General features: G+C 55.5%; 11 protein-coding genes, 2 tRNA genes and 1 rRNA gene. 3 read left to right on the top strand and 11 right to left on the bottom strand.

Going from position 1 to position 13,581, the window contains the following annotated elements; all coding sequences use genetic code 11:
- Nucleotides 1–99 precede the first annotated feature (99 nt).
- From DWV16_RS04090 to DWV16_RS04135, 10 genes are all read right to left on the bottom strand, one after another.
- Complete coding sequence (locus DWV16_RS04090) at nt 100–1,128, bottom strand: L-threonylcarbamoyladenylate synthase (RefSeq protein WP_243007270.1); 1,029 nt, start codon at nt 1,126–1,128, stop codon at nt 100–102.
- A 100-nt stretch (nt 1,129–1,228) separates the two neighbouring features.
- Entirely contained in the window at nt 1,229–2,191 is a 963-nt protein-coding gene (locus tag DWV16_RS04095) for a D-2-hydroxyacid dehydrogenase (RefSeq protein ID WP_118477884.1), read from the bottom strand.
- A gap of 13 nt (nt 2,192–2,204) precedes the next feature.
- Nucleotides 2,205–2,981: a FadR/GntR family transcriptional regulator gene (locus tag DWV16_RS04100; RefSeq protein ID WP_066452482.1), complete on the bottom strand. Its 777-nt coding sequence runs from the start codon at nt 2,979–2,981 to the stop codon at nt 2,205–2,207.
- 178 nt (nt 2,982–3,159) lie between these two features.
- Nucleotides 3,160–4,446, bottom strand: a complete 1,287-nt coding sequence (locus tag DWV16_RS04105; protein WP_118477885.1) for a TRAP transporter large permease — start codon at nt 4,444–4,446, stop codon at nt 3,160–3,162.
- A complete protein-coding gene (locus DWV16_RS04110; RefSeq protein ID WP_066452480.1) occupies nt 4,443–4,934 on the bottom strand; it encodes a TRAP transporter small permease in 492 nt (163 codons plus the stop codon). Before DWV16_RS04110 ends, DWV16_RS04105 begins: the two co-directional genes overlap by 4 nt.
- An 88-nt stretch (nt 4,935–5,022) precedes the next feature.
- On the bottom strand, nt 5,023–6,096 hold the full coding sequence (gene dctP / locus DWV16_RS04115) for a TRAP transporter substrate-binding protein (RefSeq protein ID WP_066452479.1): 1,074 nt from the start codon (nt 6,094–6,096) through the stop codon (nt 5,023–5,025).
- Nucleotides 6,097–6,122: 26 nt separating this feature from the next.
- Complete coding sequence (locus DWV16_RS04120) at nt 6,123–6,998, bottom strand: 3-keto-5-aminohexanoate cleavage protein (RefSeq protein ID WP_118477886.1); 876 nt, start codon at nt 6,996–6,998, stop codon at nt 6,123–6,125.
- Between the two features lie 16 nt (nt 6,999–7,014).
- Complete coding sequence (locus tag DWV16_RS04125) at nt 7,015–7,956, bottom strand: transketolase family protein (protein WP_118477887.1); 942 nt, start codon at nt 7,954–7,956, stop codon at nt 7,015–7,017.
- Complete coding sequence (locus DWV16_RS04130) at nt 7,953–8,783, bottom strand: transketolase (RefSeq protein ID WP_199719763.1); 831 nt, start codon at nt 8,781–8,783, stop codon at nt 7,953–7,955. The genes DWV16_RS04125 and DWV16_RS04130 overlap by 4 nt, the downstream gene beginning before the upstream one ends.
- A gap of 5 nt (nt 8,784–8,788) precedes the next feature.
- Nucleotides 8,789–9,847, bottom strand: coding sequence for a zinc-binding dehydrogenase (locus DWV16_RS04135; protein WP_118477888.1), 1,059 nt, complete (start codon nt 9,845–9,847; stop codon nt 8,789–8,791).
- 369 nt (nt 9,848–10,216) lie between these two features.
- Between DWV16_RS04135 and DWV16_RS04140 the strand changes: the two genes are divergently transcribed.
- Nucleotides 10,217–11,023 (top strand): SDR family NAD(P)-dependent oxidoreductase, encoded by an 807-nt coding sequence (locus DWV16_RS04140; RefSeq protein ID WP_118477889.1) that lies wholly within the window; start codon nt 10,217–10,219, stop codon nt 11,021–11,023.
- Between the two features lie 190 nt (nt 11,024–11,213).
- Here the strand turns inward: DWV16_RS04140 and DWV16_RS04145 are convergent.
- A tRNA-Arg gene (locus DWV16_RS04145) sits at nt 11,214–11,290 on the bottom strand.
- Nucleotides 11,291–11,848: 558 nt separating this feature from the next.
- Here DWV16_RS04145 and DWV16_RS04150 point away from each other — a divergent pair.
- Both DWV16_RS04150 and DWV16_RS04155 read left to right on the top strand, forming a co-directional pair.
- Nucleotides 11,849–13,375: ribosomal RNA gene (locus tag DWV16_RS04150) — 16S ribosomal RNA — on the top strand.
- Nucleotides 13,376–13,484: 109 nt separating this feature from the next.
- A tRNA-Ile gene (locus DWV16_RS04155) sits at nt 13,485–13,561 on the top strand.
- Nucleotides 13,562–13,581: the final 20 nt, after the last annotated feature.

Here is a 13,581-nt window from a genome sequence, read left to right on the forward strand (position 1 = left end):
CAAAACCTGCCCAGCCTATTGCAAAAAATGCTCAAAAAGGAACGCTGCAGAGGCAAACCCCATTGTGGCCGGTTACACGTGTCAACCGGTTTTCATCGCTTACAGCGCGATCACCCGGAACCCGGCGGCTTTTTTCAGGCGGTTTGCGACTGCAAGACCAAGACCCTGCGCATCCGGGCATTGGGCCCAGATTTCGCGGACGCAGGTGTGATCGAAGGCGCGCAGCGCGTCAAAGACGCGCCTTGCCTGTTCGCGCTTGTCCGTTTCGCTCCCCAGACAATGGACTATATGTCCCGCGAACCGGTATGCATATTCGTCAAAGCAGACGATCCCGGAATCACCGCTCATATGTGCTGCGATATAGTCCGCCGTATTCGCTCCGGAGCCGGTCAGGACGGTCACTGGCGCTTTTGGCGCGTAATGCCGATACTTCATACCCGGCGCGCGCGGCCGTTCGCCGTCCTTCAGCTGGGCGGTGACCGCCCGGTCGAGGACGACTTCGCCAAGTACTTCGCGCAGCGCTTCAAGCGGCAGACCACCCGGCCGCAGCAGGCGCGGCGGATTGCAGGTCAGGTCAAGGATGGTGGATTCCACGCCGACTTCACAGGGCCCGCCGTCCAGAATCCCTTCAATCCGGCCACCCATATCCTCCAACACATGAGCGGCTGTGGTGCAGCTGGGCCTGCCGGAACGGTTGGCGGATGGACCCGCGACCGGCAGATCCGCCAGCCGCAGAAGTGCAAGCGTAAGCGGATGCGCAGGGCAGCGCATACCGACCGTATCGAGCCCGCCCGTTGTGCGGTCCGGGATGCAGGCTTTCCGGCGCAGGATCATTGTCAGCGGGCCGGGCCAGAATCGCCGGGCAAGAAGATAGGCGCTTGACGGAACCTCCTCGCAGTAGCGGGTGAGCCATGCGGCGTCCGGGACATGGAGGATCAGGGGATTGTCCTGTGGTCGGCCTTTTGCCTCGAAAATCCGGCATACCGCAGTCTCATCCAGGCCATTTGCGCCAAGCCCATACACGGTTTCGGTGGGGAAGGCCAGCAGCCCGCCGCCTGTGATCACTTTGGCAGCTTCGGAGAGGATCTTCGAATCCACACCATCCGGTTTCCACATTTTCGTTTTCAATAAAAAAACCCCCATTCGTTTGATTATACCGGTGAAAAAGCCGCCGCATATTGATTGCGTGTGCATCAACATGCGGCGGCTTTAATTTTGCTTGGAAAAGTCAGTTGACCACGTTGACCGGATTGCCGGAGAGATACGCCTTGACGTTCTCGGCTGCGCAGTCCATGATGCGCTGGCGGCTCTCCTTGGGCGCCCAGCTGATGTGCGGCGTGATGATGCAGTTCTTCGCCCCCAAAAGCGGGTTGTCCCCCTTGATTGGCTCGGTCGATCCCACATCCAGCCCCGCCGCGTAAACCTTCCCGCTGTTTAACGCGTCCGCCAAGTCCTGCTCCACGATGAGCGGCCCGCGCGAGTTGTTCAGGATGATCACCCCATCCTTCATCTTCGCGATGTTTTCCCTGCTGATGATCCCCTGCGTCTCCGGGAACAGCGGGCAGTGCAGCGCGATCACATCCGAGGTTTTCAGCACCGTTTCCAGATCCACATATTCCGCCAGCGCTTTTCCGCTCTCATTCGGATACGAATCGTACGCGATCACCTTCATCCCCAGCGCCTTCGCGATCCGTCCCGTCGCCTGACCGATCCGCCCAAACCCGATGATCCCCATCGTTTTGCCCGCAAGCTCGATCAGCGGGTAATCCCAGAAGCACCAGTCGTCGTTATGCTCCCATCTGCCCTCGTGCACCGCCTTGTTGTGGTGCCCGATGTGGTGGCAGATTTCCAGAAGCAGCGCGATCGCGAACTGTCCCACTGACGCGGTGCCGTAGGCCGGGATATTGGTGACGGGAATCCCCTTTTCCCGCGCATACTGATAATCCACGACATTGTAGCCGGTCGCCAGCACGCTGATAAACTTCAAGTTTGGACAGGCGTCGATGACTGTCCGGGTGATGGGGGTTTTGTTCGTGAATACGACCTCGGCGTCCCCGATGCGTGCGATCGCCGCCTGTTCATCGTCCAGGGGGGTGCGGTCATAGACGGTCAACTCCCCAAAGGCTTCCAGTCCCGCCCATGAAAGGTCGCCGGGATTTTCTGTATAGCCGTCCAAAATGATGATTTTCATGAAGATCCCTCTTTCAGTCTGATTCTTCCGGAATGCTTTTTGGCTGGCGGTCCGGCCGGTTTGTCTTCCACAGCTCCGCCAGCACGATATCCCGCGCGTTTTCCTGCCCAATCCAGGTGCTCCAGAGGTCGACCGACGCGCGGATCGCATACCCCACCTGGAGAAAATCTCCGCTTTTCAGCGCGTTCAAGATTTCCGTATGAGTCGCGAGGGCGGATTCGGCATTCTGTCCCTTTTCATAGTTTTGCAGGATGAAGGGGGCAAAGATATCAAATGTAAACTGGTACACGTCCCGCATGATGGTGTTGTGCGTCGCCTCCGCCAGATGTTTGTGAAACATCAGGTCCAGCTGATACAGTTCCCAGCTGTCGGATTTGCGCTGGTCGATGAAATCCTGCATTTTTTGGTTGCAGGACTCCAGATTTGCGAAATCATCCGCGTTTGCGTTGCAGATGGCCAGCCGCATGACCCCCATCTCGATGGATTCCCGGAAGTCATAGAGTTCCTGGAGGGTGTTCTTTTTCAGGATGATCTTGAAAAGCAGCGGGCCCATAAAAGAGATCTGATCCGGGTCCGAAATATAGGTCCCGTCGCCGCGGCGGATCTCCACAATGTGGCTTGCCTCCAGTACTTTCATAGCTTCCCTGACACAGCTTCGGCTGACGCCAACCTGTGTGCAGAATTCCTGTTCGGTCGGCAGCTTGTCCCCGCTCTGCCATTTCCCGGCCATGATACAATCTCTGATATAATTGGTCACTTTGTCAGTCGCCATCGAGCCGGATACTTTCATAAATCGCATTCCTCTACCGTAATTTTTTACAGCATCCCGCAGCCGCCCAATCTGCGGCGCGGAATAATCGCCCGTCACAGCAGCCGCGCAGGCAACCTGCGCATGCCTGCTATAATAGCCGCTTCGCGGCTATTATAGCATAATTCTCTGCCGAAGAAAAGCTGTCGTATCATATCCGTCAAGTCAGCAGCCCCGGCAGCCAAGTCACCAGCTGCGGGAAGAAAATGAGCAGCAGCAGAGTGATGAACATGGCCGGCAGATAACGCAGGGATTCCTTTGTGACGGCGCTCACCGGGAGCTTGGCCACATCGGAGACCACGAACAGGCAGATGCCGAACGGAGGCGTGATGATGCCGATAATCAGAGCGACCACCATGATGATACCGAATAAGATGGGATCGATCTGCAAAGAGTTTACGATTGGCATCAGGATGGGGGCGACCATCAGGATGGCGGCCGTGGTGTCGAGGAAACACCCTACCACCAGAAGGAAGGCGGCGATAACGAGCAGTCCCACGGTCTGGCTGTAGCCGACAACCGGCTGAAGCAGAGCGGTGAGCATCTGCGGCAGGCCTTCACGGGTCAGAATCCAGGTGTAAAAACCGGCCACCGCAATGATATACATGAAGGTGCCGGCCGAAGCAACGGTGGCCTCCAGGGTTTCCCAAACGCTTTTAAAGGAGATCTCCCGATAGAGAAGTCCGAGCAGGATGGCGTAGTCGATCGCCAGGATGGCGGCCTCGGTGGGCGTGACGACGCCGAGCGAAATTCCGCCGATGATGATGACCGGGCAGAGCATGGGCAAAATCCCCTGCAGGCAGGCGTTTAAGACCTCTTTTCCCGGCACTTTGTCGACCGGCCAGGAACGGCCCTCTTCGGTGAAGTGGGCGCGCAGGGTAACATTGAGCATCAGCGCGGCAGCCATCAGGAGCCCGGGGATGATCCCGCCCATAAAAAGTTTGCCGATCGAGATCGAAGCAGTCGCGCCGAGGATGACCATGTTGACACTCGGCGGGATGATCGGCCCCAACACGCTCGAAGCGGCAGTAACGCCTGCCGCTACGTCCTTTTTATATCCCGCGCGGTCCATCATTTCCATTTCGACCTGGCCGAGCCCGCCGGCATCCCCGACCGCTGTGCCCGACATCGAGGCGAACATCATGCTTGCGAAGATGTTGGTATAGATAAGTCCGCCGCGGAAACGTCCCACCAGCGCGCGCGCCAGGTTAAAAATGCGGTTGGTGACTCCGGTGCCGTTCATCATCCGACCGGAAAGCAGGAAAGCCGGCAGCGCGATCAGCACATAGTTGAAAAGCGGATTTGTCATCGCGTGAGGCATGAATTCGATCGGGATGGTACCGATATTCAGAAAGAAATAAAGAATCGTCGGAATCCCAAGTGAAAAAGCCACAGGGACACCCAAAAGCAGTAAAATCAGGAAAACAATTAACAGCATCGGAATCATGCTTCACTCACCCCTTTTTTCGTCATCGTCAGGTATTCGATCAGTTCCGCCAGATAGATGGAGAACATCATGACGGACGACAGTGTAATCGAGATATAGTAGCAGTAGCGCGGGATCCGCAGCGCCACGCTGACATGCTGCATGGTGGGGAACAGGATGAAGGAGCCGGCCACGATCATCACCATAAAGGCAAGGATGAACAGATAGACGATGATCTTGATCATGCCGTTTACCGACCCAGGAAGCTTGCTGACGAGGAAATCGACCGCCACATGTCTTTTTTCATAGGTAGCGGTCGTTGCTCCGAGAAATGAGATCCAGACAAAAAGGAAGGTCGCCAGTTCTTCAACCCAGGTGAAAGGGTTGTTGAAAAGATAACGGCTGATAATCCCCATGGTCACCGTGACAATCAGGACGAGCAGCATAAACGCGCCGGTTTTTTTGCTGACCTGGTAGAACAGGTAATTCAGTTTTTTCAGTAGATTCATAAAACGACCTCTCTATACCCGTGGATTTGTGTTAATCCGGGCCGAAAGAGGACACTTCCGGCCCGGACTGGCGTCACAGCGCTGGGGGTTATTCGGCCATGTCAGCGATCTGCTGGTACATTCCGGCCGTCCAGTATTTTCCGGAGGCGTCCAGCTCGGAAGCCCGCGCGGTCACCATCTCCCGGAGCTTTTCAAGCTCCGCCGGGTCCAGCTGGGCGATGTTGGCGCCCTTTTCCTCCATCGCCTTGAGCGCTTCTTCGCAGGCGGTGGAAATCTGTTCGGTGTACCAGTCGCCGGCTTCCAGCGCGGCCTGGGTCAGCGCTTCCTGCTGATTGGCGGACAGATTCTGGAAGGTCCGGTCGTTGATCATGACCTGCATGCTGTCACGGTTGTGCTCGGTGATCGTGACATTTGGGGCCGCCTCGAAGAAATTCATGCTGTACAGATTGTCGAGCGGGCCTTCTGCTGCGTCGCAGACGCCCTGCGACAGTGCCAGATAGGTTTCGCTCCATGCGATCTGGGTCGCCTTGCCGCCGATCGCATCCACGGACTCGAGATAACCGGTGAGTTCCGGGACGCGGATTTTCATGTTGGAAAAATCCGCCGCAGTGGTGATGGGGGCTTTGGTGACGAATGAACGCGCCGCACGGTACCAGTTGCTCGCGATGATTCGGATGCCCTTGAGCTCGCGGAAGTCCTCCTCCATCTGTTTGTTCAGATCGCTGTTGATGTATTTGTCATAGTGTTCGGCGTTCTGGAACAGGAACCACATGCTGTCGATCGTCTTATCCTGCAGGAAGGTGCCCATCCAGCCCGCGTCCACGAACATATCCTGCGAGCCCATGCCAACCGCTTCCACCTGCGCGGTCGCGTTACCCAGCTGGGACGCGGGATAAACTTCCAGCGTAAGGCTGCCGCCGCTTTTTTCTTTGGCGAGTTCAGCCATCTTGTAGAGCGCTTCGGTGGAGGGATCCTCGGTGGTCTGGATTCCGCCAACCTTCAGTATGACCGCTTTTTCATCGGAAGCGGGTGCGCTCCCGCCGTCTGGGGAAGAGGCCGCCGGCGCCGCGGAGGACTGGGACGCGCTGGAATTGCCCGCGCCGCAGGCGGCGAACGAAGTGATCAGGACAGTAGCCAACAGGACGCTCAGGATTTTTTTCATTACAATTCTCCTTCTCTTTCCGTATTTCATTCTGCGTGGATCATCTTTTTCACATCGCCGGGCGATGCGATTTCACGGTCAAACTGTCGGGCAATTTTGACGGCCCGGGTGATGAGCATTTCATTTTTGGGCGCGCCGAGCTCGCTGTAATGGTAATCCCCAATGCCGATGGCAAGGTTCCCCCCCGACGCGATCACATGCGGGGCGACATTTAAAAGGCTGCCGCCCAGGCAGTTGGCCGTCCAGTAGCATTCCTCGTCGGGCAGGGTGCTGCGCAGGGCATCGACGCCCTCCTTGGTGCAGGGGTGCCCGGTCAGATACCGCCCTTCGGTCAGATGGAACAGGAAATAGCCCGGCTTGGTGATCAGCCCCTGGTCAAGAAATTTCTTTCCGCGCCGGACAAAACCGACGTCCCAGCAGGTCATCTTCACCTTGATTTTATATTTTTTCATTTCGCGGGCGCAAAACTCCAGCGTGCCGGTGGGATTCAGGTAGACCTCGTCCTCGTTTCGGAATTGGCCGGAGGCTTCATCGTATTGTTCCAGGTTGACGCTGCCCATGTCGAGCGGGATGATGTCCGGGCGGGTGGCAGGGTTTTCCGCGAGGGCGCAGATGATCCGGATGCGGTCCCTTTCCTCCTTGTCGTTGCTGTTGAAACCAAGGGTGGGAAGCAGGAGGATATCGGTCTTTTCCCGGACCTTTTCGATGATTTCGGCGTATGTTTCCGGGCGGTTGCAGGGACTTCCATCCGGATTGCGCGCATGGAAATGGAGAATCGCGGCCCCCGCATCCCGGACCCGCTGCGCCTCGTCGACGATTTCCCGCACAGTCCAGGGGACATGCGGATTCCTGTCCCGCATGGCGTATTCATTGATCCGCGCCTCCAAGATTACCTTGTCCATGATCATTGGCCCCCCGTCAGCGGCTGCAAAGTTCTTTTGCCGCTTTTACAATTGCATTCGCCGACATGCCGTAGGCATCCAGCAGCGCGTCGGCGGCTCCGGATTCCGCGAAGCGGTCCTGCACGCCGATAAAGGCCATGGGTGTCGGGCAGAGTTTTGCGGCGGTTTCCGCGATTGCGCTGCCGAGCCCGCCGATCACATTGTGATCCTCAACAGTCACCGCCCGCTTACAGCGCGCAAGCACCTCGGCAACGCCCTGCTCGTCGATCGGCTTGAGGGTGGAGACATCCACCAGCGTGGCGGAGATGCCTTGTGCTTTCAGATCTTCAGCCGCCTGGACCGCCCGGTTCATCAGATAGCCGGCGGCAAAAATGGCCACATCGTCGCCGTAGTTTTTTAGGACGCGGATCTTTCCAAATGTGAACGGGACGCTTTCGTCATAGACGACAGGCTCCCGTCCGCTGGCGCAGCGGACATAGACCGGGCCGTCGATTTCCATGGCGGCTTTCACCGCGCCGTAGACCTGATACTGGTCCGCCGGGGTCAGCACCGTGATATTCGGGATGGTGCGCACGATGCCCAAATCCTCGATAAACTGGTGGGTCACGCCTTCCCGTTCACCGCCGAGCAGACCGCCGTTAATCCCGATGAGTTTTACGTTCATATTGGGGTAAGCGCAGTAGGTGCGCATCTGTTCGCAGGCGCGCATGGTGATGAATCCGCCGTAGGTCCCGACGAACGGGACCAGTCCGCAGCTTGCAAGGCCGGATGCGACCAGCACCGCGTCCTGTTCGGAGATGCCGCATTCCACATAACGGTCGGGGTACTGTTCGGCAAATTTTGTAGCGCGCATGGCCTTCAGGGAATCTGCCGAGACCAGCATCGCGCGGTCGTCCTTTTCCGCAATATCAAGCAGCGCTGCGGTAAATGCTTCTCTGGAACCGCTGTATTTCATCATTTCTGATCCCCTCCCAAAAGCTCGATGGCACGTTCCAGCTGCGCGTCGTCTGGAACCCGCTTGTGCCAGGAATTGTCGTCCTCCATATAGTCGAGGCCTTTTCCCTTGACCGTTCTTGCGACGATCGCGGCCGGCTGGCCTTTCTGCGCTTTTGCCGCTTCGATCGCGCCGAGGATTTCGTCGATATTATGACCGTCGATCTCCTGTGTGAACCACCCGAAGGCTTCCCACTTTTCCCGGACGGGAAGCAGGCCGGAGCATTCGGTCACCGAGCCGCCGCTCTGCCAGTTGTTGTGGTCGATGAAAGCGATCAGATGGTCAAGGCTGTTTTTCTTCGCGCACATGGCGGCTTCCCAAACGGAACCCTCCTGCAGCTCGCCGTCGCCCATGATGACGTAGGTGTAGTAATCCTGCTTGCGGTATTTTCCTGCGATTGCCATGCCGGTGGCAATTCCAAGGCCGTTCCCAAGCGATCCGGAGGTCATGTCAAGCCCGGGGGTTTTCTGGAGCGTGGGGTGTCCCTGCAGTATCGAACCGAGGCTGCGCAGACCGTCGAATTCCGCTTTGGAGAAGTACCCTTTATAAGCGAGCGCCGTATAAAGCGCGGGGCAGGCATGGCCTTTGGAAAGGATGAACCGGTCGCGGTCAGGCCATTTCGGATCTTCCGGACGGATATTCATCTGGTCAAAATAGAGACAGGTCAGGATATCCATGGCGGACATGCAGGGACCGGGATGCCCGTCACCCGCGTTGTGAACCATTCTAACGACTTCCAGGCGCATCTGGTTGGCGATCTTCTGCAGTCTTTCGGTGCGTGCGTTCTCCACAAAAATCACTCCTTATCTTTATCTTTCAGGAACAGGATTTTACCGGCGCCCTGGCTGATCTGCGCAAAAGCCTGTTCGTATTCCGCAAAAGAAAACCGGTGGGTGACCACCTTCAGAAGGTCGATGCGTTTGGCGGCCATCAGGGCGGTCAGGTCATGCCAGGTGGTCCAGATGCGCCGGCCGAAGATGCCTTTGATGCTGGCGCCTTTCAGATTGATATTCTGGGTGACGTTGATTTCCACCGGACCGCCGGGGTGTCCAACAGTGACGATCCGGCCTTCGAGCCGGATCATATCAAAGATCGTTCTGTAGGCGCTGGCCGCACCGGAAAGCTCGATAACCACATCCGCGCCGCCGCGCACTTTGGTGAGTTTTTTGACCTCCTCCACCGTGTTGCATTTGGTAAAGTTGAAGGCAGCCGCGCCAAATTCCGCGGCCATTTTGAGCCGGTATTCGTCCATATCGAAGGCGATTACCCGTCCGGCTCCCGCCGCATAGGCAATCTGGATTGCCATAAGCCCGATCGGCCCGCATCCGTTGATGACAACCGTATCTCCGGGAGCAATCCTCGCCTCCTCGACCGCCCGCATTGCGACACCGGCCGGTTCGAGCAGCGCGCCTTCTTCAAAGCTCACCTCATCGGGAAGGACAAAGGAGATCTTTTCGTCCGCCACGGCGTAAGGGGCAAAGCATCCGTTGCAGCTGGTGCCGTAGACGCTCATGTTTGCACAGTTGTGCGCTTCACCGTTTTCACACTGAAAACAGGTCCCGCAGGGGATGTGCGTTTCAATGGCGACCCGCTGGCCAACTTTGCGGGTGGAAACCGCTTCACCCACAGCAACGATGGTGCCGGAGAATTCGTGGCCGATGATAAAGGGGAACTGGACGTTGAATTTTCCCGCGAAATCCTTGGCGTTCTGATCCCACTTATAATAATGGATATCCGTTCCGCAGATGGATGCCGCTTCCACTTCGATCAGGACTTCGTGGGGTTTGGGGACTGGCTTGTCAACCTCCCGGTATTCAAGGCCGATGTCCGTGCTGTTTTTTACGACCGCTTTCATGGGTTTTTCCTCCTATTCATCAGATGTTAAAATTTAGATTATTCATAAACGTCTGATGTACTATGGGCTTATTATCTGCTTAAAAGGCATTAAAGTCAATATATTTTAGCAAAATTGCATTTTTTCTTTGTTTTACACAATGATATTGTCTGATGTTTGTGCAGGATGCTTTGAAATTGTAAGATATTCTCAAAATATAAAGTCTGATGTTTGAAGGAATTTGGGAGGGTCGAACCGGAGGACTATCCCTGGTCGGAGGAACGATTGCTTTATGCGGCGGCGATATGGTATTGCGGCAGGCAAAGAAGCCTGCATAGAATCCCTTTCAGAACAAATAATGATAAAAAACGAAAGGATCAGAAAATGGCTATGGAGCGGAAATTGGAGAACAAAGTCGCGTTGGTGACGTCGGCCACCAAAGGGATTGGTTTGGCTTGCGCGTTAAAGCTTGCGGAAAATGGGGCGCGGGTGGCAATGGGGGCCCGCCGGCTGCGGGCTGCGCAGGAGATCTGCGACCGGAGCAGAGCCAAAGGGTATGAGATGTTTCCAGTGTTCTTTGACGCCCTTGAGCGGGAGAGCTACGGCTCTATGGTGGGGGCGGCTGTCAAGCAGGCGGGGCGCATCGATATTCTGGTCAACAACTTTGGAACCGGCAGGCCCGCGGAGGATCTGGATTTGGTAAACGGATCAGAAGAGGCTTTTTTTGAGATTTTGGAGCTGAATCTGGGGAGCGTTTACCGCATCAGCCGTCTGGTGGTTCCGCATATGCTGGAGCAGGGCGGGGGAAGTATTGTGAATATCTCCTCCATCGGCGGGATGATACCGGATGTAACCCGGATCGGTTATGGCGTTTCAAAAGCCGCGATCAATAATATAACCCAGCAGATCGCCATGCAGTATGCGCGCAACAACATCCGCTGCAATGCGGTGCTTCCGGGGCTCACCGGTACCGACGCCGCGATGAAAAACATGCCCGATTCCTTTATCCGATCGTTCCTGTCCCACGTGCCTCTCAATCGTATCGGAACTCCGGAGGACGTTGCGAACGCGGTGCTTTTTCTCTCGAGCGACGACGCCTCCTATATTACCGGTCACATCCTGGATGTAGCCGGGGGCTATGGCATTGGGACTCCGCAATATGCCGGCCTTGCAAGGCGCGCGGGTTCGGACGTCTGAGCGGCGGGTCCCGGTCAAAGGGGCCTGTCCGGAAACGTTGGCGCTCCAAGTGCGTCCGGTTTGACAGGAATACTATATATAATGTGTATAGGAAGTGATGGATTCGGAATGAATGCTGTAATTTGTATTTCCCAGGAGATGCCGGGCAAAAAGAAAAACCCTGCAGAGCTTTTCGCAATGCAGGGTTGTGTGGTACGCCCGACAGGATTCGAACCTGCGACCTTTTGAGTCGGAGTCAAACGCGCTATCCAACTGCGCCACGGGCGCATACCAATTTCATTATAAGATTTATGGGAATCAAATCAGTAGTTAATAGGATAGCACATTCTGAGAAAAAAAGCAATCTTTTTTCAAAAAAGCCTGGATGAAGCAGGAAAATCGTGGCATACTGTAGAAGAACGGAAAAAATCTTTTCCACACAAAAATGTTGAAAAATCCGGGAGCCCGCTTGAATAGCTTAACTAAGCCTGTGGAAAGATTGTGGAAAAAATAAACTGTAAAAGACAGGCAAAATTCTTGCCAAAACTGCTTGACAGTTTGTCCCAGCCGTGATATTATAACTAAGCTGTCTCGTGAGCGCGGCGCCAAAAACCGCCAAGAGCCGGCAAGCAGCACCTTGAAAAATGAACAACGAGAGAAAGAACAGAAGCTTGTAGATTGGCTCTGGGAGCCGGTTTATGAGCAGAAGTAACCCTTGAAAATTTTTTTGAGTACACTCATGGAAACGTGAGCGTACAAACGCGAAAAGCGAAACCAGCAAAGGTAACTTGGCTGGGTCACACTTTGTGAAGTGAGATTGAAGCGCCTTCGGGCGATTTAATACAATAAACAAAGAGTTTGATCCTGGCTCAGGACGAACGCTGGCGGCGCGCCTAACACATGCAAGTCGAACGGAGTTTATCCGACTGAAGTTTTCGGATGGAAGATGGATAAACTTAGTGGCGGACGGGTGAGTAACACGTGAGCAACCTGCCTTTCAGAGGGGGATAACGATTGGAAACGATCGCTAATACCGCATAACATTATGAGGAGACATCTTCTTATAATCAAAGGAGCAATCCGCTGAAAGATGGGCTCGCGGCCGATTAGCTAGATGGCGGGGTAACGGCCCACCATGGCGACGATCGGTAGCCGGACTGAGAGGTTGAACGGCCACATTGGGACTGAGACACGGCCCAGACTCCTACGGGAGGCAGCAGTGGGGGATATTGCACAATGGAGGAAACTCTGATGCAGCGACGCCGCGTGAGGGAAGACGGTCTTCGGATTGTAAACCTCTGTCTTAGGGGAAGAAAATGACGGTACCCTAAGAGGAAGCTCCGGCTAACTACGTGCCAGCAGCCGCGGTAATACGTAGGGAGCGAGCGTTGTCCGGAATTACTGGGTGTAAAGGGAGCGTAGGCGGGATGGCAAGTTGGATGTTTAAACTAACGGCTCAACTGTTAGGTGCATCCAAAACTGCTGTTCTTGAGTGAAGTAGAGGCAGGCGGAATTCCTAGTGTAGCGGTGAAATGCGTAGATATTAGGAGGAACACCAGTGGCGAAGGCGGCCTGCTGGGCTTTAACTGACGCTGAGGCTCGAAAGCGTGGGGAGCAAACAGGATTAGATACCCTGGTAGTCCACGCTGTAAACGATGATTACTAGGTGTGGGGGGACTGACCCCTTCCGTGCCGCAGTTAACACAATAAGTAATCCACCTGGGGAGTACGGCCGCAAGGTTGAAACTCAAAGGAATTGACGGGGGCCCGCACAAGCAGTGGAGTATGTGGTTTAATTCGAAGCAACGCGAAGAACCTTACCAGGTCTTGACATCGGATGCATACCATAGAGATATGGGAAGTCCTTCGGGACATCCAGACAGGTGGTGCATGGTTGTCGTCAGCTCGTGTCGTGAGATGTTGGGTTAAGTCCCGCAACGAGCGCAACCCTTATTATTAGTTGCTACGCAAGAGCACTCTAATGAGACTGCCGTTGACAAAACGGAGGAAGGTGGGGATGACGTCAAATCATCATGCCCCTTATGACCTGGGCTACACACGTACTACAATGGCACTTAAACAAAGGGCAGCAACGTCGCGAGGCGAAGCGAATCCCGAAAAAGTGTCTCAGTTCGGATCGCAGGCTGCAACCCGCCTGCGTGAAGTCGGAATTGCTAGTAATCGCGGATCAGCATGCCGCGGTGAATACGTTCCCGGGCCTTGTACACACCGCCCGTCACACCATGGGAGTCGGTAACACCCGAAGCCAGTAGTCTAACTGCAAAGAGGACGCTGTCGAAGGTGGGATTGATGACTGGGGTGAAGTCGTAACAAGGTAGCCGTATCGGAAGGTGCGGCTGGATCACCTCCTTTCTAAGGAGAACGCCAGCATGAAATAAGGCTGGGTACTCTGGTCAGGCAAGGAAAGTTACAGTCGTTCGACTCGTTGTTCATTTTTGAAGGCGCTGCCTTCTTTTTATTTGGGCTCATAGCTCAGGCGGTTAGAGCGCGCGCCTGATAAGCGCGAGGTCGGTGGTTCGAGTCCACTTGAGCCCACCACAGAGCGAAAGCTCTGAATC

Source organism: Anaerotruncus sp. AF02-27 (assembly GCF_003465835.1).
In the GTDB taxonomy this organism is placed as follows: Bacteria; Bacillota; Clostridia; order Oscillospirales; family Ruminococcaceae; genus Anaerotruncus; species Anaerotruncus rubiinfantis.